The 21,791-nt window shown below is 66.2% G+C and carries 22 protein-coding genes; 13 read left to right on the forward strand and 9 right to left on the reverse strand.

Going from position 1 to position 21,791, the window contains the following annotated elements:
* Positions 1 to 178: 178 nt before the first annotated feature.
* The 4 genes from JAB6_RS17865 (at position 179) to JAB6_RS17880 (ending at position 6,102) form a co-directional block, all read left to right on the forward strand.
* On the forward strand, positions 179 to 1,198 hold the full coding sequence (locus JAB6_RS17865; RefSeq protein WP_034751748.1) for a LacI family DNA-binding transcriptional regulator: 1,020 nt from the start codon (positions 179 to 181) through the stop codon (positions 1,196 to 1,198).
* Positions 1,199 to 1,410: 212 nt separating this feature from the next.
* Complete coding sequence (locus JAB6_RS17870; RefSeq protein ID WP_034751750.1) at positions 1,411 to 1,989, forward strand: superoxide dismutase; 579 nt, start codon at positions 1,411 to 1,413, stop codon at positions 1,987 to 1,989.
* 129 nt (positions 1,990 to 2,118) lie between these two features.
* On the forward strand, positions 2,119 to 5,091 hold the full coding sequence (locus tag JAB6_RS17875) for a sensor histidine kinase (RefSeq protein WP_070303935.1): 2,973 nt from the start codon (positions 2,119 to 2,121) through the stop codon (positions 5,089 to 5,091).
* Positions 5,092 to 5,226: 135 nt separating this feature from the next.
* Positions 5,227 to 6,102 (forward strand): Kdo hydroxylase family protein, encoded by an 876-nt coding sequence (locus tag JAB6_RS17880; RefSeq protein WP_070303936.1) that lies wholly within the window; start codon positions 5,227 to 5,229, stop codon positions 6,100 to 6,102.
* Positions 6,103 to 6,109: 7 nt separating this feature from the next.
* Here the strand turns inward: JAB6_RS17880 and JAB6_RS17885 are convergent, their stop codons facing one another.
* Positions 6,110 to 7,699, reverse strand: a complete 1,590-nt coding sequence (locus tag JAB6_RS17885) for a CYTH and CHAD domain-containing protein (protein ID WP_070303937.1) — start codon at positions 7,697 to 7,699, stop codon at positions 6,110 to 6,112.
* Between the two features lie 121 nt (positions 7,700 to 7,820).
* Between JAB6_RS17885 and mgrA the strand changes: the two genes are divergently transcribed.
* Together mgrA and JAB6_RS17895 are read left to right on the forward strand one after the other, a co-directional pair.
* Positions 7,821 to 8,861 carry an L-glyceraldehyde 3-phosphate reductase gene (mgrA, locus tag JAB6_RS17890; RefSeq protein ID WP_070303938.1) on the forward strand — a complete coding sequence of 347 codons (1,041 nt, stop codon included), beginning with the start codon at positions 7,821 to 7,823 and terminating at the stop codon, positions 8,859 to 8,861.
* Between the two features lie 75 nt (positions 8,862 to 8,936).
* Positions 8,937 to 9,422: a hypothetical protein gene (locus JAB6_RS17895; RefSeq protein ID WP_070303939.1), complete on the forward strand. Its 486-nt coding sequence runs from the start codon at positions 8,937 to 8,939 to the stop codon at positions 9,420 to 9,422.
* Here JAB6_RS17895 and JAB6_RS17900 read toward each other — a convergent pair.
* The 3 genes from JAB6_RS17900 to JAB6_RS17910 form a co-directional block, all read right to left on the reverse strand.
* Positions 9,407 to 9,883, reverse strand: coding sequence for a DUF2244 domain-containing protein (locus JAB6_RS17900; RefSeq protein ID WP_070303940.1), 477 nt, complete (start codon positions 9,881 to 9,883; stop codon positions 9,407 to 9,409). The genes JAB6_RS17895 and JAB6_RS17900 overlap by 16 nt on opposite strands.
* A gap of 74 nt (positions 9,884 to 9,957) precedes the next feature.
* Positions 9,958 to 10,275, reverse strand: coding sequence for a hypothetical protein (locus JAB6_RS17905; protein ID WP_034751758.1), 318 nt, complete (start codon positions 10,273 to 10,275; stop codon positions 9,958 to 9,960).
* A gap of 115 nt (positions 10,276 to 10,390) precedes the next feature.
* A complete protein-coding gene (locus JAB6_RS17910; protein ID WP_070303941.1) occupies positions 10,391 to 10,720 on the reverse strand; it encodes a hypothetical protein in 330 nt (109 codons plus the stop codon).
* A 283-nt stretch (positions 10,721 to 11,003) separates the two neighbouring features.
* Between JAB6_RS17910 and JAB6_RS29375 the strand changes: the two genes are divergently transcribed.
* From JAB6_RS29375 to JAB6_RS17945, 7 genes are all read left to right on the forward strand, one after another.
* Positions 11,004 to 11,321: a DUF4148 domain-containing protein gene (locus JAB6_RS29375; protein ID WP_070303942.1), complete on the forward strand. Its 318-nt coding sequence runs from the start codon at positions 11,004 to 11,006 to the stop codon at positions 11,319 to 11,321.
* A 122-nt stretch (positions 11,322 to 11,443) separates the two neighbouring features.
* A complete protein-coding gene (locus tag JAB6_RS17920) occupies positions 11,444 to 12,856 on the forward strand; it encodes an efflux transporter outer membrane subunit (RefSeq protein ID WP_070303943.1) in 1,413 nt (470 codons plus the stop codon).
* Positions 12,857 to 12,929: 73 nt separating this feature from the next.
* Positions 12,930 to 13,436 carry a MarR family winged helix-turn-helix transcriptional regulator gene (locus JAB6_RS17925; protein WP_034751839.1) on the forward strand — a complete coding sequence of 169 codons (507 nt, stop codon included), beginning with the start codon at positions 12,930 to 12,932 and terminating at the stop codon, positions 13,434 to 13,436.
* Positions 13,437 to 13,446: 10 nt separating this feature from the next.
* Positions 13,447 to 15,591, forward strand: a complete 2,145-nt coding sequence (locus JAB6_RS17930; protein WP_070303944.1) for an FUSC family protein — start codon at positions 13,447 to 13,449, stop codon at positions 15,589 to 15,591.
* Positions 15,581 to 15,781 (forward strand): DUF1656 domain-containing protein, encoded by a 201-nt coding sequence (locus JAB6_RS17935; RefSeq protein WP_034751763.1) that lies wholly within the window; start codon positions 15,581 to 15,583, stop codon positions 15,779 to 15,781. The genes JAB6_RS17930 and JAB6_RS17935 overlap by 11 nt, the downstream gene beginning before the upstream one ends.
* A 38-nt stretch (positions 15,782 to 15,819) precedes the next feature.
* The gene (locus JAB6_RS17940; protein WP_070303945.1) at positions 15,820 to 16,716 is read left to right on the forward strand and encodes an efflux RND transporter periplasmic adaptor subunit; all 897 of its coding nucleotides are present in this window, start codon (positions 15,820 to 15,822) and stop codon (positions 16,714 to 16,716) included.
* On the forward strand, positions 16,713 to 17,630 hold the full coding sequence (locus JAB6_RS17945) for a LysR substrate-binding domain-containing protein (RefSeq protein WP_070303946.1): 918 nt from the start codon (positions 16,713 to 16,715) through the stop codon (positions 17,628 to 17,630). The genes JAB6_RS17940 and JAB6_RS17945 overlap by 4 nt, the downstream gene beginning before the upstream one ends.
* 10 nt (positions 17,631 to 17,640) lie before the next feature.
* Here the strand turns inward: JAB6_RS17945 and JAB6_RS17950 are convergent, their stop codons facing one another.
* The 5 genes from JAB6_RS17950 to JAB6_RS17970 all read right to left on the reverse strand — a co-directional run bounded on the left by JAB6_RS17950 (position 17,641) and on the right by JAB6_RS17970 (position 21,703).
* Positions 17,641 to 18,171: an ester cyclase gene (locus JAB6_RS17950; protein ID WP_070303947.1), complete on the reverse strand. Its 531-nt coding sequence runs from the start codon at positions 18,169 to 18,171 to the stop codon at positions 17,641 to 17,643.
* A 114-nt stretch (positions 18,172 to 18,285) separates the two neighbouring features.
* A complete protein-coding gene (locus tag JAB6_RS17955) occupies positions 18,286 to 19,032 on the reverse strand; it encodes an SDR family oxidoreductase (RefSeq protein WP_070303948.1) in 747 nt (248 codons plus the stop codon).
* Positions 19,033 to 19,113: 81 nt separating this feature from the next.
* A complete protein-coding gene (locus JAB6_RS17960; RefSeq protein ID WP_070303949.1) occupies positions 19,114 to 19,338 on the reverse strand; it encodes a hypothetical protein in 225 nt (74 codons plus the stop codon).
* 11 nt (positions 19,339 to 19,349) lie between these two features.
* Positions 19,350 to 20,021 carry a thiol:disulfide interchange protein DsbA/DsbL gene (locus JAB6_RS17965; protein ID WP_070303950.1) on the reverse strand — a complete coding sequence of 224 codons (672 nt, stop codon included), beginning with the start codon at positions 20,019 to 20,021 and terminating at the stop codon, positions 19,350 to 19,352.
* A 146-nt stretch (positions 20,022 to 20,167) separates the two neighbouring features.
* Positions 20,168 to 21,703 carry a TonB-dependent receptor gene (locus JAB6_RS17970; RefSeq protein WP_070303951.1) on the reverse strand — a complete coding sequence of 512 codons (1,536 nt, stop codon included), beginning with the start codon at positions 21,701 to 21,703 and terminating at the stop codon, positions 20,168 to 20,170.
* Positions 21,704 to 21,791 lie beyond the last annotated feature (88 nt).

Consider the following 21,791-nt stretch of genomic DNA (forward strand, 5'->3'; position numbering starts at 1 on the left):
ATTGTTGGCGCAAGAGGCATGGTCCGAGGCATTGTTGGCTACGCTGTGTCGGCTTACGCCCTGCGGGCTAACCCGACCTACCCCGAGCGACGGTCCCCTGTGGGCATTTATGGTAATCTTTCGATGAAAAGGTTTTCAGAGCACTGAGGACCAGCCATCTTGATACCCAGGAATCACCTTGAACGATAGCGCCCACGCTGCTCCCCCTTCCACCCTGCTCGACGTGGCCCGCCAGGCTGGCGTGTCGCCCAGCACCGTCTCGCGCATCCTCAATGGCACGGCCAGGGTCTCCGACGACAAGCGCGACGCCGTGCTGGCGGCCATTGCGCACATGAAATTCGCGCCGAACCAAATGGCGCAGGGCCTGAAGAAGGGCCGCTCGATGACCATCGGCATCGTGGTGCAAGATATTTCCAGCCCCTTCTTCGACGAAAGCCTGCGTGGCGTGGACGACGGCTTGAAGGACACGGGCTACGCCTCCGTCATCGTCAGCGGTCACTGGAATGCGCAGGAAGAGGCGGACCGCATCCGCTTGCTGCTGGCAAGAAAGGTCGACGGCATCATCCTGCTGTCGGGGCGCATTTCGGACGAGAGCGTGCTCGATTTCTCGCAACAGCGGCCCATCGTCTCGACGGGCCGCCTGCTGGCCACGAAAAGCGCCATCGGTTTTAAACTCGACAACGAATACGGCGCCTACCTGGCCGTGCGTCATCTGGTGGAACTGGGCCACCGCCGCATCGCCTTCGTGGCCGGCCCCGCCAACAACACGGATGCGGCCGAGCGCCTGACGGGCTACCAGCGCGCGCTGCGCGAAGCGGACATCGCCATCGACCCGAAGCTGATGGTGGAAGGTGATTTCCATGAGGCAAGCGGGATGCTGGCCATGAACCATTTGTTCGATACACAGCAGCAATTCAGCGCCGTCTTCGCCGCCAATGACCTGTCCGCCTACGGCGTGCGCCTGTGTCTGTACCGCAAGGGCATCCGCGTGCCCGACGATATCTCGCTCGTCGGTTTCGATGACTTGCCCGGCTCGTCCTACACGACGCCGCCGCTGACGACCATCCACCAGCCCCTGTACGACATCGGCCGCATCGCCACGGAAGCGCTGCTGGGGCTGATCAATGGCGAGGCCGTGCAGGCGGCCATTCCACCGCTGGAACTGATCGTTCGCGAGACCACCCGGCGCATCCGTTGAGGCTTGCGGCTGGGAACTTTTCCGCCCGATTCAGGCTGAACGAGAATCACTACGCCAAAGGCATCCGCGACGCGTGCCGGAATCTGCAGCAATGGCGCATCCGCTTTACAATAGTGGCTCGTTCAGCAAGAATGCCTGCTTCAAGCAAGCTTGGCTCAACCCTCCGGCCACAGGCTGGAAGACTCCGAACACTCACCATAAAGGGACATCACATGGAACATACTCTGCCACCACTGCCATATGAAATGGACGCTCTGGCGCCGCATATTTCGAAAGAAACCCTGGAATACCACTATGCCAAGCATCACCAGGCGTATGTCACCAACTTGAACAACCTGATCAAGGGTACCGAGTTCGAGAACCTGTCGCTGGAAGAAATCATCAAGAAATCGTCGGGCGGCATCTTCAACAATGCAGCCCAGGTATGGAACCACACCTTCTACTGGAACGGCATGAAGCCGGCCGGCGGCGGCGCACCTGCGGGTGCCGTGGCTGACGCGATCAACGCCAAATGGTCGTCGTTCGACAAGTTCAAGGAAGAATTCACCAAGTCGTGCGTGGGCAACTTCGGTTCGGGCTGGACCTGGCTGGTGCAAAAAGCCGACGGCTCCGTCGACATCGTCAACACCTCGAACGCCGGCTGCCCGCTGACCACCGGCGACAAGCCGCTGTTGACCTGCGACGTCTGGGAACATGCCTACTACATCGACTACCGCAACCTGCGCGCCAAGTACGTGGAAACGTTCTGGGGCCTGGTCAACTGGGACTTCGTTGCCAAGAACTTCGCGTAAGCGCCAGTTCCTGTCAACGTAGGGCGAAAAGAAGCCTGCGCCATCCCGCGCAGGCTTTTTTTTGCCTGCTGAAAGGCACGGCGCTGCGCTACAATCACTGCCCCGCCACCGCTATCTCCCTCTGCCCCGATGTCCGCTCGCCTGCTGCGCCGCCTGTTGATCTTGCCCCTGCTGGCGTGCCACCTGCACGCGTGCGCAGCCGCCCCATCGCCCCTGCTGTCCGACTACACGCACAACGCCTGGGGCGCCCTGCAAGGCGCGCCCGTCGATGTGCTGAAATTCGCCCAGGGCAACGATGGCTGGCTGTGGATCGCCACGGCCACCGGCTTGTACCGCTACGACAGCGTGCGCTTCGACAGGGTCGACAGCGTGTACGGCCACCGCCTGCCGTCGAGCAATGTGCTGGGCCTGGCCACGCCGGCCGATGGCGCCGTGTGGGTCGGCTACCGCCTCGGCGGCGTCAGCGTCTTTCGCAAGGATGGCACGCGCACCTACCGCGAAGCGGACGGCTTGCCGCCGGGCGCCGTGTTCCACATCGAAGTGGCACCCGACGGCGCCATCTGGGTCGGCACGCGCGATGGCGCGGCGCGCCTGGCGCCGGGCGCGGACCGTTTCGTTGCGCAAGCGGCCAACGTGGGTCTGCCCGACAAGCGCGTCTACCAGATCCTGTTCGCCCGCGATGGCACGCAGTGGGTGGGCACCATGCTTGGCGCCTACTTCCGCAAGCCGGGCGAGACGCGCTTTTCCCACGCCTGGCCGCGCACCATCCTCACCGGCATGGATGAAGCGCCAGATGGCGCCATCTGGGCCGTCGATGCGCAAAGCAACTACTACCGCGTGCGCACCAGCGCGCCGCGCGGCGATGCGCCCATCCGGCCCGACGCCAGGGGCAACAGCATCCGCTTCGACCGCGCCGGCACCATGTGGCTGATGCAGCCCGATGGCATCGAACGCAAGTTCGACCCTTCCGGCCCCAGCCTGCCGGCCCAGCGCCTGACGCGCCAGAACGGCATCAGCGGCCCGCTGCCGCAGACATCGTTCCAGGACCGCGAAGGCAATCTGTGGTTCGGCACCTCGACGGGCCTGGACCGGCTGCGGCCGAACCGCCTGAAGACCCTGGCCGTGGCCGTGCCCTTCGACCATCCCGGCATGCTGCCGGGGCCCGACGGCGACGTGTGGATCGGCGACTACGTCAGCGACGTGCGCAGCTTTACGGCCGATGGCATGAAAAAAGTGATCCTGAAAGGGGCGCTGGCGGCCAGCCACTGGGCGCCCGACGGCACGCTGTGGCTGGGCAACGAGCAGGAACTCCACCATCGCGCGCGCAACGGCGCCATGACGCGCGTGGCGACGCCCGTGCAGGGACTCGATCCGCAGGCGCTGCAGCAAGACCGCTCGGGGGCCCTGTGGGCCTCGTTTTCCGGTGGCGGCCTGTTTCGCCGGAGCGAAGGGAAATGGATCGCCAACGGCGGCCTGTCGGGCTTGCCGACGGTGCTGACGACGGCCATGGCGATGGATGGCGCCGGCACCGTCTGGCTGGGCCATGCCGACAATACCATCAGCCTGGTGGCCGACGGCCAGCGCGCGGGCGCCGTCAGGCGGCTCGGCGCCGCCGAGGGCCTGCAAGTGGGCACCGTGCTGCAGCTGTACCGCGATGGCGACACGATGTGGGCCGGCGGCGAAAACGGCGTGGCCCTGTACCGCGCCGGCCGCTTCCACACCTTGCGCGGCGCGCGCGGCACGGTATTTCGCGGCGTGTCGGGCATCGTGCGCCTGCCGGACGGCGACCTGTGGCTGCATGGCGCGGACGGCATAGCCCATATCGGCGCCGCCAGCCTGGCCGCGTGGATGCGCGACGGCAGCGCCGTCGCCTCGGAGCGCTTCGACGCGCTCGACGGCTTGCAGGGCCATGCCTCGCAGCTGCGCCCCGTGCCGTCGCTGATCCATGCGCCCGATGGCAAGCTGTGGTTTTCCACCTCGGCCACCATCGGCATGCTCGACCCGCTGCATATCCGCCGCAACGCCCTGGCGCCGCCCGTGCAGATCCACAGCCTGCTGGCCAATGGCGTGCGTTACGCGCTGGACGATGGCAAGCCGCAACACCTGCCGCAAGGCAGCAAGACCCTGCAGATCGGCTTCACGGCCCTGAGCCTGTCGATGCCGGAACGCGTGCGCCTGCGCTACAAACTGACGGGCGTGGATGCCGGCTGGCAAGAAGCGGTCGGACGCCGCGAAGCCTACTATACCAACCTCGCGCCCGGCAGCTACCGCTTCGAGGTCACGGCCGCCAACGAAGACGGCGTGTGGAACACGCAAGGGACAGGGCTAGCCATCGTCATCGCGCCCGCCTTCGTGCAAACGCCGTGGTTCATCGTGCTGCTGGCGCTGGGCGCCGCGCTGCTGCTGTATGGCGGCTACGTGCTGCGCATCCGCCACCTGACGCGCGACATGCAGGAGCGGCTGCAGGAACGCTTGCAGGAACGCCTGGCCGAACGCTCGCGCATCGCCCGTTCGCTGCACGACACCCTGCTGCAAAGCGTGCAGGGCCTGATCCTGTCATTCCATGCGCATGCGGACATGCTGCCCAAGGGCACGCGCGAACGGGCGCGCCTCGACGGCACCCTCAACCTGGCCGACCAGTTGCTGATCGAAGGACGCGACCAGATCATGGACTTGCGCGCCTCGGCCGAACCGGACGAACTGCGCCTGGCGCTGCAGCAATTCGGCAAGGGCCTGGCCGAGCACCGCGCGCACGCGTTCACCGTGCATGTGAGCGGCACCTGCCGGCGCCTGCAGCCGCGCGTGCATGACGAGATCTATGCGATCGCGCGCGAAGCGCTGTTCAACGCCTCGCGCTATGCCGAAGCGGCCAACATCGTGCTGGAACTCGACTATGCGGAGCAGGCATTCACCCTGCGCGTGCGCGACGACGGCTGCGGCCTCGATGACGCCGTGGCGCAAACGGGCCAGCGGCCCGGCCACTGGGGCCTGGTCGGCATGCGCGAGCGCGCCGCCGGCATCGCGGCCAGCCTGCGCATCGACAGCCGGCCCGGCGCCGGCACGCAGATCGAAGTGAGCGTGCCGGGCCGCCTCGCTTACTGAGGGCGCGCCGGCCGCCGGGCTGGTTTTATGTGAACCGCGATCGCGCCGCACCGTGAACTGCATCTGCGCCAGCGCAAACGGGAGCGGGCGGCAAGCGCCCATACTGGCCGCTCCGATGTCTTACCCGTTTGTGCCATGAGCAAACTCATCGATATCTCCCTGGACCGGTGGGACGCCCGCGGCAGCGCCGCGCAGCAGGCGGCGGCGCAGCAGGCACTCGAAGATGGGCAGGTGCTGCTGCTGCCCGCGCTGGGCTTTTCTCTGCGGCAGGAAGAGCATGCGCTGCTGAACGGCGCCGTGGGTAGCGCCGGCAGCGCCAAGAACATCAGCTGGGAACCGGCGCGCGGCGTGCGCGGCCACGGAGACGCCTACGATGCGACCCTGCTGGCCGCGCTGATGCAGCGCTATGCGCGGCACACGCAGCGCCTGCTGGCCGGCTTGCTGCCTGGCTATTCGGCTCATCTGCAGCAAGGCAAGGGCAGCTTTCGGCCCGTGGAAATTGCCGGCAGGGTGACCTCGTGGCGCAAGGACGATACACGCCTGCACGTCGACAGCTTTCCCTCCTCGCCCACGCAGGGCCGGCGCATCCTGCGCGTGTTCACCAACATCCATCCGCGCGATGCGCCCCGCGTGTGGAAACTGGGCGCGCCATTCGAGCAGGTGGCGCAGCATTTCCTGCCCGTCGCGAAACGTCCGCAACCGGTGCTGGCGGCCATGCTGCAATGGCTGCGCGTCACCAAATCGCGGCGCACGGCCTACGACCACTACATGCTGCAGCTGCACGACGCCATGAAGGCCGACCTCGGTTACCAGGCGCAGGTGGAACAGTACACGCATGCGTTCGCGCCGGGCCAGACGTGGATCGTCTTCAGCGACACGGTATCGCACGCTGCCCTGCGGGGACAGCATGCGCTGGAGCAAACCTGGCTGCTGCCCGTGCACGCCATGGCCGCTCCGCACAAGTCGCCGCTGGCCATCCTCGAGCGCCAGTTGCAACGCCCGCTGGCCTAGCCGGGGCTCAGGCCGGCAAGCGGACCGCCTTGAAGCGCCGCCAGGCCTTGTGCATGCGGCCATCGCTGCCTTGCGCCTGCGCGCGCGCCGCCAGATAGCCGCGCACGAAGGCAGCATGCAGCCGCAACCGGTCCTGGGCCGACTGGTCAGTCTGGCCGGTCTGGTCGGCCGGAACTTCGGGCAATTGCCGCAGCAGCCGGTCGGCCACCTGCACGTCGTTGAGCCAGCCCAGTTCATCCTGCAAGGCCGACAGCCGCCCCACATACGGATGCACGGCCCTGCCCGCAAACAGCGAGGCAAAAAATTCCGTCGCATAGCGCGTCTTCTTGGCCGCGATGCGCACCCGGTGGCGCTGCTGCGGCGTCGCATGCAGCAAACGCTTGCCACGCTTTATCAGGCGGCGCTGGTCCTTGCGCAAGGTCGCGCGGGCAAATGGCGAAACGCGCGCATCCAGGCGCCGCAATTGGCGCGCGGAACAGCTGTCGCGCCAGGCGCGCGCCTGCAGCCAGCGCTGCAAGCCCAGCATGCAGGCCGTGTACCGCGCCGAGGTGACAGCCTGGGCAGCCAGTTCGTGCTTGAGGCGCGCCTGCGCGTGCGCCGCCTCCGCCAGCGCCGCCGCATCCGTGGCCGCCTCGCCATTGATCTGCGCCAGGGTGTTACCCGCCAACACATCCCAGTCGCGCGCCTCGCCCAGCGCACCGCCCAGCCACTCGAGTTCGCCCTTCAAGACGTCCGGCAGCACCAGCAGCGACTTGAACATGCCCAACGCCGAGCGCAAACGGCGCAGGCCCACGCGCATCTGGTGCACGCTTTCCACGTCCTCGCCTCCCGCCACGCCATCCTGGTTGCCGCTCACCTGCTCGAGGCAATTGCCGCAGATAGCGATGAAGGCTTGCTGCACCGTCATGCCGTCATCGAGCCGCAAAGGCTGCGCCTTGACGGCTTGCAAGGGATGCGATGCGGCCAGCCGGTAACCGCGCTCCGCCTTGCTCATGTGGCCCAGCTGCAGCGGCACGTCCTGCAGCAGGGCCAGCGCCACATCGAACAGGCTGGAGGCCTGCCCCTGCTTCAATTCCAGTTCGATCTCGCTGACGGGCACGCTGCGCGCGGCACCATCGGCGCCATCCGCGCCGCTTTCAATGACACCCTGGTCCAGCACGCATTCGATCTCGTCGCCCTGCGGCGTGCGCAACTGCCATACGGTGCGCTCGATGCGCGTGGTAAACACGGGCCGCAAAGCGTCGCGGATGGCGTCCTGGCGCAGCAGCGCGCGGATGGGCTGCTTGCGGCCAATGACTGAGTCGAGCGCGGCCAGGTCCGGCTGCGGCCCCGGCACCTCGCCCTCCCATTCGTGGCGGCTGTGCAAACCGCCGCTGACCGTGCCGCCCGCCTTCAGGGTTTGCACCCAGCGTCCGTCAACCTGGCGCACGCGCAAGCCCGCTTGGTGGCGGCACAGCTGCAGATCGGGCGTGTCGACATAGATATCGTGCATCTGCAACAGTTGCGGCTCACCTTGCGTGGATTGCGCCAGCAGCGGGTGCGCGCGCAAACGCGATACATCTTGCTGTGCCAGCAATAATTTCAATTCAATTTCCATGACCGCTCCTTGCGAGACTCCTGATCGCCCATTGTAAGGCGCGTGCGGCCACGCGTACGGCGCACGCACACGGACCTTGATTTTGCGCGAAAATAAGCGCTTCATTCAACGAGGAGATGCCATGACCTACCACGCCGCCGAGAACCGCTACGACAGCATGCAATACCGCACTTGCGGGCGCAGCGGGCTGAAACTGCCACTGCTGTCGCTGGGACTGTGGCATAACTTTGGCGACAGCAACAATCTGGCATCGCAGCGCGACATGCTGCGCACGGCGTTCGACCTGGGCATCACGCATTTCGACCTGGCCAATAATTACGGCCCGCCGTATGGCAGCGCGGAAAGCAATTTCGGCAAGCTGCTGCGCGATGATTTCCTGCCCTACCGCGATGAACTGATCATTTCCACCAAGGCGGGCTGGGACATGTGGCCGGGGCCGTACGGCCAGGGCGGCGGTTCGCGCAAATACGTGCTGGCCAGCCTGGACCAAAGTCTGAAGCGCCTGGGCCTCGACTATGTCGACATCTTTTACTCGCACCGTTACGACGCCGACACGCCGCTGGAAGAAACCATGGGCGCGCTGGCCACCGCCGTGCAGCAGGGCAAGGCGCTGTACGTGGGCCTGTCGTCGTATTCGCCGCAAAAGACAGCCGAGGCGGCCGCCCTGCTGAAGGAATGGAAAGTGCCGTGTCTGATCCACCAGCCTGCCTACAACATGCTCAACCGCTGGATCGAGGAAGACGGCTTGCTCGATACCCTGCAGCAGGAAGGCATCGGTTGCATCACGTTCACGGCGCTGGCGCAGGGGCTGCTCAGCGACAAGTACCTCGATGGCGTGCCGCAGGATGCGCGCGTCAACCGTCCCGGCGGCGGCTCGCTGATGCAACAGCATCTGAGCGCGGAAAACCTGGCCCGCGTGCGCGCCCTGAACCAGATCGCCGCGCAGCGTGGGCAAACCCTGGCGCAGATGGCGCTGGCCTGGGTGCTGCGCGATCCCCGCGTCACCTCGACCCTGATCGGCGCGAGCAGCAGCGCGCAAATCCGCGAAAACGTGGCCGCGCTGCAGCAACTGTCGTTCACGGCCGACGAGCTGGCCGCCATCGACGTGCAGGCGCGCGAAGGCCATATCAATCTGTGGGAAGGTCCGTCGCGGGCGACCTGATCACCGTCCTGCGCTTGTGGCGGCGGCAGCGGGCAGGTAGACTGCCGCCGCCCCCAACTTCCGCGACAAGATTCCATGCACGCCATCCCCGCCATCACCTTTTGCCTGCTGCTATCCTGCGCAGCCAACGCCCGCGCGGCCAATTATTGCGACTCGCCGCAATGGTCGATCGTGCACAACAAGAGCTACGACGAGGTGATGCAGATCGCCACGAAGCGCGACAAGATCCGCGACGCCGAATGCAGTTTTACCGATGTGATCCTGAGAATCCAGAACGAGGAGGCGGGCATCGGGCGCTATCCGGGCATCCTGCTCATCGCCAACGCGCAGGATGAAAACTTCGTCGTCACCAGCCGCGTCGGCGCCTACACCATCTTCAGCTACCGCTATAACGACAAACGCCTGCTGCAGTTTGCCATGAAGGATCACAGCTGGGCGGAAGGGGAAGCGTTCCAGGCCGGCGCCTACAAGATCACGGGCGTGAAGGAATTCAAGACCATCACGGGCTTCCCTACTACCTTGCTGGTGGTACAGACATTCCAGTTTTACGGGCCCAAATAGGGCGGCAGCAACGCGCCCAGTTCCTGCGCGACTTGCCGGCGCCGTTCGGGCGTGGCGAAGACGCCCACCGCCACGTGCCGGGTAGCATCATACATATCGTTGATGTGTATCAATTGGCGCGGCCCTTGCGGCATGGCGATGCGCGTGCGCCACGGCGCAAAGTGGTGGCGCCGGCAATGCCCGCCGCTGACCTGTTCGATGATCAGCTCGCCATCGCGCAGGGCGATGTGTTCATAGTCGCGCGCGTGGCGCAGGTAATGCAGCAGGGCGGTGGCCACCAAGCCCAGTTCAACGAACGAAAAGACGGGAATGTACCAGAGGCCGCGCAGCGCAAAGGCGGCGGCAATGACGAGGGAAAACAGGCATAGCAAGCCATAGGCGCGCAGCAACTGGCGCGCCGTCAAGGCACTGTGGCGCGCCAGCAGCCATTGCGGCTGCTCGCGCGAGTGATCGCGTGGCATGGCGCCTCCCGCACTATCGCTCCATCACCGCAGCGGCCTTCGCCGCCGCCAGGTTCAGCCAGCTTGCGCCAGGGTCAGGCGCCCATGCGCACCAGCGCATGGCCCACGTGCTGCCACCAGTGATCGCGCGACTTGACCTGTTTCAGGCAAGACGTGTCGATTTCCGTGGGAAACACGTGATCCTGGCAAGCCTTCGTTTCCAGGGCATAGCGCTGGTTTTCCGCCGCCGCCAGGGCCACGATCAGCCAGAACGCCAGCGCCAGCAAGACCACCAGCAAACTCCAGGCCAGGTGATTGGTATTACTTTTTTCGCCAAAAAACTCGCGTGGCCGCGTCTCGCGGTACATCGACATCAAGTCTTTTTCTTTCTCTTGCGACATCTGCGTTTGCATCCTCTGACATCCTATCCTGTGCCGGCCGGCTGGCCATGGCGGCGCGCACGCCGCCTTGCCGCCATTTTACGCTGATGGCGCCACAGCGGCGGCAATTTGCGGCCGGCCTCTGGCATCAGGGCCGTGGCACTGGCGCCTGGGGAGCGCCGGGTTCGCCATCGCCGTCCTCTGCCGGCCGCACGGGCGCCATGCTTTCCACGTGGTCGACGTCGATGTCGCCGCCGTCAGGCGCCGTATTGCGCGGCTCCACGCCGGCCCGCTCGCCCGTGCCCGCGGCATCGCTGTCGTTATCGAGCTCTTCCGGGTCCTGGCCCGGTACGCCCTGCATGTCGCTGCCGCTGTCGGAACTGTCGCTGGGGCCCAGCGCCCCCTTGCCATGGCCGCTGCCCAGGACGCGGTCGGGGATGACGGGCAAATTGTCCGGATCGAGTGAACTGCTGCTCATGGCGGCCTCCGTTAACAAAAAAACCAGCTTACTCCCCTGGCCCGGCCAGCGGCGCACGCCTGCACGGCATTTTCCCCAAGGAATGCGGCGGCGCACAACTATTTTCATAAATTACTTCACAAATGTACTATTCATTGCTATAGTTAATTCAAGTAAGCATCTTCTCACCCAGAAACTGCTTCATCGCCGGCACGGCGCCCACCAGCGCCATGCCGCCGAACCGACCGGTACGTGGCGATCCGGCCCATCCACCCAGCCATCAAGCACATTTTGGAGTCTTATCATGCAAGCCAAATCCCTTATCGCAGCATTGTTTGCCGTCACCACCGCGACTTCGGCTTTCGCCCAAAGCGCCGCGCCTGCCACCACGGGCCAGCAATTGTCGCGCGAACAAGTCACGGCCGAATACGTCCGTGCCCGCAACGCCGGCGAAATCGCCACCAGCGAAGTCGACTATCCGAAAACACCGGCCACCGCCGCCAGCCAAGTGACGCGCGAGCAAGTCATGGCCGAGTTCTACGCCGCCCGCAAAGCTGGTCTGATCCCGCAAACGGAAGCGGACTTTGACGTCGCGCAAACGGCAAAACACGTCGTGCAATAAGAAACCAGTCAGCCGGTTTCAGTCAGTAACAACTCAGTTGCGGCGCAGCACCCGGGCCACTCCCGGCGCTCACCGCGGCGAGCTGTCAGCAGTACCCCAACACCTTCTTCCGGAGTTCCTGCATGTCCCTGCACCGCCGTTTGCTTGCCGCCAGCCTGATCCTTGCCTTGAGCGCATGCGCCGACATGGGCCATATCGCGCCGCAATCGGCCATGCTCGACGCCAACAAGCTGCAGACGAACCAGGCCATGGATGCCGCCGCCAGCGCAGCGATCGCCTGGCCGCGTACGCAATGGTGGCAAGACTTGCACGACCCCCAATTGAACCGTTTGATGGAGCAGGCGCTGGCCGACAGCCCCACCCTGCGCGGCGCCCAGGCGCGCGTGCGCCAGGCCGAGGCGCTGGCCGGTGCCGCCGAGGACAAGACCCGTCCGCAGGCCGACGCGAATGTTTCCATCAACCGCGAACTGTATTCGCAGCACGGCAGCACGCCGGCGCCGCTGGCCGGCAATTACGCGTGGCGTAACCAGGCCACCGTCACGGCTTCGTATGACCTGGACCTGTGGGGCCGCAACCGCGCCGCCCTGTCCGCCGCCCTGGGCGACGTGCAGATGGCGTCGGCCGAATCGCAGATGGCCCGCCTGGCGCTGGAAACGGCGCTGGTGCGCACCTACATCCAGCTGTCGTATGAATTCCAGCTGCAGGACGTGATCGAACGCAGCCTGGCGCAGCGCGCCCGCATCCTCGACATCACGCGCCAGCGCAAGGCGGCCGGTATCGGTACCGACATCGACGTGGCGCAGATCGAAACCACCTTGCCGGCCGGACGCCGCCAGCTGGAACAGTCGGCCGAATCGCTGGCCCTGCTGCGCAATCAGCTGGCGGCCCTGGCGGGCAAGGGCCCGGCAGCGGGTGCGGCGCTCACGCGCCCTGTGCTGCGCCTGGACCAGCCGCTGGCCATTCCCGCCGCCCTGCCGGCCGACCTGATCGGCCGCCGGCCCGACATCGCCGCCCAGCGCTGGCGGGTCGAAGCGGCGGCGCAGCGCATCGACGCGGCCAAGGCCGAGTTCTACCCGAACGTGAACCTGGTGGCGTTTGCCGGCTTCCAGGCCTTCGGCTTCAGCCATTTTCTTGACGCCAATTCGCAGATCCGCGGCGCCTCGCCCGCGCTGAGCCTGCCCATCTTTGCCGGCGCCCGTCTGCGCGCCCAGCTGGGCAGCCAGACAGCCGTGTACGACGTCGCCGTGGAGCAGTACAACGCCACCGTCATCAACGCCATGTCGGACGTGGCCAACGCCGTCACCAAGGCGCAGTCGCTGGCCAAGCAACACGAGCTGACCGCGCAGGCGCTGGCCACGGCGCAGCGCGCGCGCGACCTGGCGGAAAAGGCGTACAAGGCGGGCATGAGCGACGCCATCGCCATGCTCAACACGCAAGTGGCGCTGCTGGCGGAAGAACAGCAGCAGGCGCAAAATGGGGCGCGCGAGCTCGATCTGTACGTTTCCTTGATGAATGCACTGGGAGGCGGCATATAAGCTTGCAATCCTGGCATTGCCCTAGCTCAACAAGATACAATCGGAACTTTATTCACACATGAAGGAATATGACATGACCGCTTTTGACGCCACCGCCAAGCGGCTGCAAAACATCCGCACGCGCATGCCAGGCTTCCCCATGGAACTGATGCGTTTATTGCGCATGACGTACCACATTCAAAAAGGCATGAAGGACCTGACCAACGCCGCGCTGAAAAAGCACGACCTGGTCGATGCCAGCTACATGGTGCTGGCCGTGCTGTACGGCACGGACGACGAAACCTCGAACGCCTGCACCCTGGGCATGGCCTGCCATGAAAAGCCGGCCAACCTGACGCGCGTGTGCAACGACCTGGAAACGCGTGGCCTGATCCATCGGGGCACGCGTCCCGGCGACCGCCGTTCGGTAATGATCTCGCTGACCGACAAGGGCCGCGCGCTGATCGAAACGGCGCTGCCCGACGTGTACCAGGAAACCTCGGCCCTGTACGAAGGGTTCACGGAAGAAGAGCTGCAAGTGCTCGACAAGCTGTACATGCGCCAGCTGCGCAATTTGAACAATCTCAACAACCAGAACTGATAGCCTATCGATGACGCCAGCCACAGCAACAACACCTATAGACGGCCCCCTGCCCCGGGCGGCCCGCTGGCTGGCGCTGGCGCTGCAGGACTGGCGCGCGACGGAAGGCGAACGCTGGATCTACGTCGGCAAGACCCTGATCGCCGCGTTCTGCGCGCTGTGGCTGGCTTACCGCCTGGGCCTCGATTCACCGAGCACGGCGATGACCACCACCATCATCCTGGCCCTGCCCAGCAGCGGCATGGTGCTGGAAAAAAGCTTTTACCGCCTGTGCGGCACCCTGCTCGGCTGCACGGCCGCACTGACCCTGATCGGCCTGTTCCCGCAGCAGCCCGTGCTGCTGTTCGCTGGCCTGGCCCTGTGGGTGGGCCTGTGCACGAGCGGCTCGGCCCTGCACCGCAACGCCCAGTCATATGTGTACGTACTGGCCGGCTACACGGCCTGCATGATCGTGCTGCCCGCCATCGAGCAGCCGATGCAGGTCTTCTCGCTGGCCGTCACGCGCGTGGCTGAAGTGAGCCTGGGCATCATCTGCTCGGCAGCCGTCTCCAGCGTGCTGCTGCCGCGCCACCAGGGCACGCAGGTGATGCGCACGGTGCAGGCGCGCTACGGCAAATTCCTCACCTTTTGCCAGGATGTGCTGCAGCAAAAACTCACGCCGGCGCAAGTGGAACTGACGCATCTGCAGTTTGCCGCCGACGTGGCGGCGCTGGAACTGGGCCGCTCGGCCGCCCTGTTCGAAGTGACGAGCAAGGTCAGTCACGTGCGTGCGCAAAACCGCAAGCTGCACGCCTTCAACGCCACCTTCATGACGGCGCTGACCACCTTCTATACCTTCCACCGCCTGTTCGACCGCCTGCAGCGCGATGGCGAGACGCAGGTCATGCAGGCCTGCGCGCCCCTGTACGCCATCGTCGCCGAAGCGCTGCAAGCGACGCCTTCGCAAGACTCGCTCGACACCATGCAGCGGCATCTGCAAACGGCGCTGGGCCAGGCGCGCGCGGACATCGATGGCGCGGCCATCGCGCATGCGCAGCGCATCGATTTCGACACCGTGTGCGAATTGCTCGAGCGCTTCGCGCGCGACATGAGCCGCTTTCACGAAGTGTATTTCAGCCTCGTGCACGACACGCCGCTGGACGTGAGCACGCCGCAGGCATATGCACCGAAGACGCCGCCCGCACTGGTGCTTGCCAGCGGCGCGCGCGCCGGCATCAGCCTGGCCCTGCTGGCGCTGGGCGCCTACTTCCTCGCCTGGCCCTACGCCAGCACGGCGATGCTGATGGCGGCCGTGTTCTGCGCGCTGGCCTCGTCCTCGCCGCGCCCGATCATGATGATCCGCCAGGTGCTGGCGGGCTTTCTGATCGCCATGCCGCTGTCGCTCATCTGCGTGTATTTCGTGCTGGTGCACGGCGACGGCTTCCCCATGCTGGTACTCAGTTTTGCGCCGTTTCTCGCCGTCGGCCTGTACCTGATGACGAATCCCGCCAAGCTGGGCGTGGGCCTGGGCGTGTCGACCTTCATCACGCAGATGGCGCCGACGAATGTGATGCATGTCGATGGCGCGGCTTTCCTCAACACGGGCATGGCCCTGATCGTGGGACTGATGCTGGCCGCCCTCGTGTTTGCCGTGCTGCTGCCCGAGCACACGATGGGCCACAAGGACCACATCGGCCGTGCCCTGTGGCGCGAAGCGCTGCATGCCTGCACGGCGCCTGCGCGCCGTGTCAAACACCGTTTCGACAACCGCGTGCGCGACTTGCTCAGCCAGCTCAATGCGGCGGCCGGCCCGGCGCCGGGCGAAGCCACGCGCGCCGTCGTGCGCCAGGCATTGACCCTGCTGGAAATCGGCCACTCCGTGATCGAACTGCGCGAACTGATCGCCACCGCCCGGCCAGGCGCCACGCGCCACGCGCTGCAGCAGTGCGTGGACCACATCGCCGGCTGGCTGCGCACGCGCAGCGATACGGCACTGCAGGCGGCGCTGGCGGCCACCCTGCAGGCGGGCGCCGTCGTGCGCACGGCCCAGACGGAAGCCGATGCGACCGGCGAGCGCAGCGCGCGCCTGCAGACGGCGCTGGCCGACCTGCACTCGATCTATACCTCATTGCTCGACCACATGGCGCCTGGCGCCGGAGACCACCATGCCGCGTGAATTCGCCCTGTTCGGAATTCTGATTCCTACCCTGCTGCCCCTGTTCCTCCTCAGCATAGCCCTGCAAACCCTGCTCGACCGCGTGCTGGGCTGGCTGGGCGTGTACCGCATGGTGTGGCACCCGTCGCTGGCGCGGCTGTGCATCTTCATCGCCATCTTCGGCGCGCTGGCGCTATCGCTTTACAAATAAAAAAAACCGTTCAACCCGATCAAGGAAAGGCTGCCGACATGGTAAGCAAACTGACCCGCTATGCAATCACCGTGCTGCTATTGGCAGCCGCCCTGTGGATAGGCAAGACTGTCTGGGACCGCTACATGGAGTCGCCGTGGACGCGCGACGGCCGCATCAAGGCCGACATCGTCAACATCAGCGCCGACGTGGCCGGCACCGTCACGGACGTGCTGGTACGCGACAACCAGGTCGTGCAAAAGGGAGATATCCTGTTCGTCGTCGACAAGGAACGCTATGCGAGCGCGCTGGCGCAGGCCGACGCCGTGCTGGCAGCGCAAAAAACGGAACAGGGCCGCCGCGGCAAGGAAGCGCAGCGCCGCGCAGGCCTTGACGCCAGCATCATCTCGACGGAAAGCCGCGAAAGCGCGGCGTTCGCCGCCACCTCGGCCACCTCGCAAGTGCAGGCCGCCATGGCCGCCCGCGCGCTGGCGCAATTGAACCTGGAGCGCACCACCGTGCGTGCGCCCGTCAGCGGCTACGTGACGAACCTGAACGTGCACAAGGGCGACTTTGCCGCCGTCGGCGCGGCCAAGCTGGCCGTCATCGACAGCGCCTCGTACTACGTCGTCGGCTACTTCGAAGAGACCAAGCTGGGCATGCTGGCGCAGGACGACAAGGCGGAAATGAATCTGATGAGCGGCGGCACGCTGCATGGCCACATCGAGAGCATCGCGCGCGGCATCACCGACCGCGACGCCGCCACGGGCCGCGAACTGCTGGCCGACGTCAACCCCACGTTCAACTGGGTGCGCCTGGCGCAGCGCGTGCCCGTGCGCATCCACATCGACGAGCAGCCGAAAGGACAACTGCTGGTGGCCGGCACCACGTGCACCGTGGTGATCACGCCCCACTCTGCACCGGCGCCGAAACCAGCGGCCGCGCACCCCGCATGATACGCGGCGGCGCCGGACGCCTGGCGGAAATCGCCCTGTTCCTCGACGCCGCGGCGCTGGGCAGTTTTTCCGCGGCCGGTCGCAAGCACGGCCTGTCGCCGGCCGCCGCCAGCGCCGCCATTGCGCGCCTGGAAGCGGCGCTGGGCGCCACCCTGTTCGAACGCACCACGCGCCAGCTGCGCCTGACGGAAGAAGGCCTGCACTACCGCCGCTACAGCGAACAGGCGCTGGACTTGCTGGCGCAGGCCGAAGACGGCTTGCACGCGGGCGGCGGCGCCGTGCGCGGCGTGGTGCGCATTTCGGCGCCGTCCGACATCGGCCGCCAGTTGCTGCTGCCCATGCTCGACCGCTTTGCCGCGCTGCACCCGCAGGTGCGCCATGCGCTGACCCTGACGGACGCCACGGCCAACCTGGTGCAGGACGACGTCGACCTTGCCATCCGCTACGGCGAGCTGCCCGACAGCGACATGGTGGCGCGCCTGCTGCACCCGGGCCGGCGCGTCGTGTGCGTGGCGCCCGCGCTGGCCGCCAGGGTCGGCGTGCCGGCCGCGCCGCGCGACCTGGCATCGCTGCCGACCCTCGTGCTCAAGGCCGGCGACGGCGCGCCGCAGGAATGGCGCTACCGCGAAAACGGCAAGCGCCACAGCCTGCGCCTGCAGGGGGACTGGCACAGCAACGACGGCGAAATCATCCGCCGCTGGGCCGTGGCCGGCCATGGCTATGCCTACAAATCCCTGCTCGACATCGGCGACGACCTGCGCGCGGGGCACTTGCAAACGGTGCTCGACGATTACTTTGCCGACAGCGTCCCCCTGAACCTGCTGTACCGGCGCAGCCGCTTCCAGCCGCCACGCGTCACCCTGCTGGCCGAGTTCCTGCTGCGGCAGTTCGCCGACCTGCAGGCGCACGGTTAGCGGGCCGCCATCACGGCGCCAGCACGCCCAGCTGGCGCAGCAGGGTCAGATTGTCTTCCAGGTGCCAGTTGTCGCTGATGCGTCCCTGCGCATTCACGCGATACAGATCGAACGCATGGAAATCGATGGCTTGGCCCTGCCCCTGCAAGGGGCCCTGCGGCGTGGGGAAGACGCCCGTGAAGCGGCCCGTGAAATGCAGGCGCAAGGTGACCCGGTCGCCCGCCACCAGCATCTGCTCGATGGCGACCTTCAAATCCGGCACCGCCGCATGGAATACCTGCGACGCCTGCAGCGGACCGGCCAAGCCCTGCGGCCGGCCGGCGGGCAAGGTACGGTCGGTGAAATCGTCAGCCAGCGCCAGCCGCGCCAGGGCCGGATCGCCGCTTTGCCAGAACGCGGCATAGCGGCGCGCGGCCAGCGCCACGGTGGCATCGGCTTTCGCGCCGGACAGGTGGGCCGGCATGGGCAAATCCATGGCGGCATGGGCTGGCGCGGCGGCCAGCAGCGACAGGGCCAGGAGGGCGGGGGCAAAAGCGGGCATAGTAGTTCCAAATGAGTTGATCGGCGTGCACATGGCACACCGCCATTCTGGACTCGCTTGCCGTACTTGATAATTGGCCCCGCACTTGAAGCAATTACTTGCAGGATTTGAAAATCAGCGCCCGCCCGCCGCGTCGAGGATGCTGCCCGTCACATAGCTGGCGCCCGGCCCCAGCAGGTACAAAATGGCGTCGGCGATTTCTTCAGGCTGGCCACCCCGCTGCATCGGCACGCCGGGCGCCAGGCGCGCCACCCGTCCCGGTTCACCGCCCGAAGCGTGGATCTCCGTATAGATGATGCCGGGCCGCACGCCATTGACGCGGATGCCCTCGGCCGCCACTTCCTTCGCCAGGCCCAGGGTCAGGGTATCGACGGCGCCTTTCGAAGCCGCGTAATCGATGTATTCGTCCGGAGAGCCGAGGCGGGCCGCCGCCGACGACACATTCACGATGCGCCCGCCCTGCCCGCCATGGGCCGTCGACATGCGCCGCACGGCCTGCTGGCAGCACAGAAAATAACTGATCACGTTGGTGCGCAGCACGCGTTCGAGACGCTGCGCGGACATGTCGACGAGCCGGCATTTCTGCTCCAGCACGCCCACATTGTTGACCAGCGCCGTGAGCGTCCCCAGGCGCTCGTCGACTTCCGCAAACAGGCGCGCCACGTCCGCTTCATCGCTGGCATCGGCCTGCACGGCGATGGCCTCGCCCCCGTCGGCCACGATGCGCGCGCACAGTGCCTCGGCCGCCTGCGCGTCGCGCACATAGTTGATGCACACGGCATAGCCCTGGCGCGCCGCCAGCAGCGCCGTCGCCGCACCGATGCCGCGGCTGCTGCCGGTAATCAAGATCACTTCCTTCATCGTCCCTCCTGAATAGTTGTGGCTTCATCATACGCGGACGAAAAAAAACCCGCGCGCGGCGGGTTTTTCGTACTGACACATTCAATTCCGGAAATGCGTCATGGCGTACGTCAGATGCTGCCACCAGTGTTCGCGCGACTGCACGGACGCCAGGCATTTCGCATCGACCTCGTTCTTGAACGCGGGGTCCACGCATGCCTTGCTGGCCAGCGCATTGCGCTGGTTTTCCACGTTGACGATGGCAATCGCCAGCCACGCCACGAGGGCGAGGGCCAGTACGCACAGGGTCCAGGGCAGCTGTTTCATGACGTCTCCGCTTACTTCTTCGCAGGCGCCGGTGCGCGCTCTTTCAGCACGCGCGCCACCAGTTCATCCATCACGCGCAGGGTCGCGGCCTGGGTTTGCGGTTCGGACTGGCCCGGGCGCGACAGCTGCGCCGGCGACGTCACGAAGCGGCCATCGATGACGATGGTCGGCGCGCTCTCGATCTTGCTGGCGGTGATCAGCTGCTCGTTGCGTTTCAGCTTGGTCTGCACGCCGAACGAGTTGAACATGTCCAGGTATTTCGCCTTGTCGATGCCGTTCTTGACCAGCAGGTCGAGGATGGCGTCATCGCGATTCAGGCGATTGCGCTCGACGTGGATGGCGCGGAAGATCTTGTCGTGGAACTGGTCCAGCTGGCCCATCGCTTCCAGCGTGGCATAGGCGTGCGCCTGCGGGTCTTTCGGGCCGGTGGCGGCCAGGTGGACGCGGCGGAAGGCGATCTTGTCGCCCTGCTTCTTGACCCAGTCGTGCATCAGCGGATCGAACACGTAGCAGTGCGGGCACGAATACATGAAGTACTCGACCACTTCCACCTTCTTGCCCGTGTCCGTGCGCACTGGCGTCGTGAGCGTGGTAAAGCCGGTATCGGCCGCCATGGCGCCGCCGGTGGCCGCCACCAGGGTGACGGCGGCAAGCAGGGGACGCAAGAAACGCAGAAAACGCATATAAATCCTTCATCATAAGTGGTCGTGAACGGGGCGAGATTACCACTTTTTGCGCCGGACGATGTCGCCCGGCCGGAAAAAAAGCGCTTTTATCCGCTCCGTTTGCGCCCGCTTAAGCCGCATTTAAGCCCCGCCGCGCCCCTGCCTCAAAAATGGTAGCGCGCCGACACGCGCAACTGGCGCGCGTCATTGAGGTAAATGCTCGAGCGGCAGCCCGGCGCATCGCCGTAATGGCGGCGGTTGGCCAGGTTGCTGCCGGCCAGTTCCAGCTCCCAGGCGCCCAGCTTGCGCACATAGCGTCCGTCCACGGTGGCAAACGCGGGTACTTGCGCCAGGCAGCTGCTGGCGAAATCGGGACCATAGCGCAGCGCGCGCAGCCATTGCACGCCCACATCGGCACTGGCGCCCGCCTGCCCCGTCCAGTACAGGCGCAGGCTGGCCAGGGTCTTGGGCACGAGAGCGATGTCCGGGCCATCGTAGGCGTAATCGTCATAGCGCGCATGCACTTGCCGCAGCTGCCCGTCAAGACGCCAGTCGCGCGCCAGCGCCATGCTGGCCTCGATGGCGACGCCGTCGCGGCGCGAGGGATCGAGGTTGCCCGCAAAGCCCAGCTGGCCCAGGTTCTGGTCGAAGACGATCTGGTTGCTCAGGCGCTCGCTGAACACGCGCACGGAAGCGCTGCGCGCCGCATCGCCAAAGGTGGCGCCCACTTCCATTTCGCGCCGCAGCTGTCCCGCCAGCGGGCGGTAGCCGGCGCGGGTATAGCCATCGTCGTCGATGCGGTAGCTGCGCGCGGCCTTCGCATACACGCTCAGTTGCGGGCGCAGCTGCAGGCTGCCCTGCACGTCCCAGGCATTCTGATTTTCCCAGTCGCTGCCGCCGGCGGGCATGTCGGCCGGGTCGAGCTGGAACTGTTCATGCCGCAGTCCCAGCAGCAGGCGCGGCGCATACGCACCGCCAAAGGCCAGCTCTTCGCGCAGCAGCAGCGCGCGCGAATACTGGCGGCGCTGCGCATCGCCCGCGCGGCCCGAGCGCCGCTGCCACTGCATCAGGTCCAGGCCCACTTCCGTATCCGTGCCCACGCCGCCCACCTTGCCGTAATGGCGCAGGCGTGGCGCCAGCTGCCGGCGGCGGCTGCTGTACGTCGATTCGCTGCTGCCGTCCTCGCCCGCATAGTGGGCCGTGGCGCGTTTTTCCCGCTGCGACAGTTCCACGCCCAGCTCGAAACTGCCCACATAGCGCTGCACGAAGGCGCTGGCGCGCCGCACTTCATAGCGGTACAGGTCTTCCGGGCGGGCCGCCAGCAAGGCCAGGAACGGCGCCTCGGGCGCGGGATAGCGGGTGTCCTGGTTCAGCTGGTCGGCGCTGAAACCGAAGCGGCCCTGACGCAGCTTCCATTCCGCGCCGCCGTTGAAGCCGCGCTGGTGAAACACGCTGCCGTCGCGGTAATTGCCGTTGCGCAGGCCGTCGATGGCCACGTCGAGCACCATGCCGCCCTGGTCGCGCGACAAGGCGCCGCGCACGCTGTGCTGGCCGCCCTGCGCCAGTTCGGCGGACAAGTCGCCATGCGTGACGCCGGCCGCGCCGCCATCCGCGCCTTCCTGCGCGCACGCCGGCATGGCCAGGGCGCACAACAGCAGGGTGCGCATGGCGATGGTCAGGGCGGAAGGGGCAGGCATCATGGCGGAAAGCTGGGTGCGCCACCGGGGCGCGCACGCACGGCAGCAGGAGGGATGGCAAAAGCGAATCATTATACGCACGGCGCGCGGC

It is taken from the genome of Janthinobacterium sp. HH104 (genome assembly GCF_001758715.1).
Lineage (GTDB): Bacteria > Pseudomonadota > Gammaproteobacteria > Burkholderiales > Burkholderiaceae_D > Janthinobacterium > Janthinobacterium aestuarii.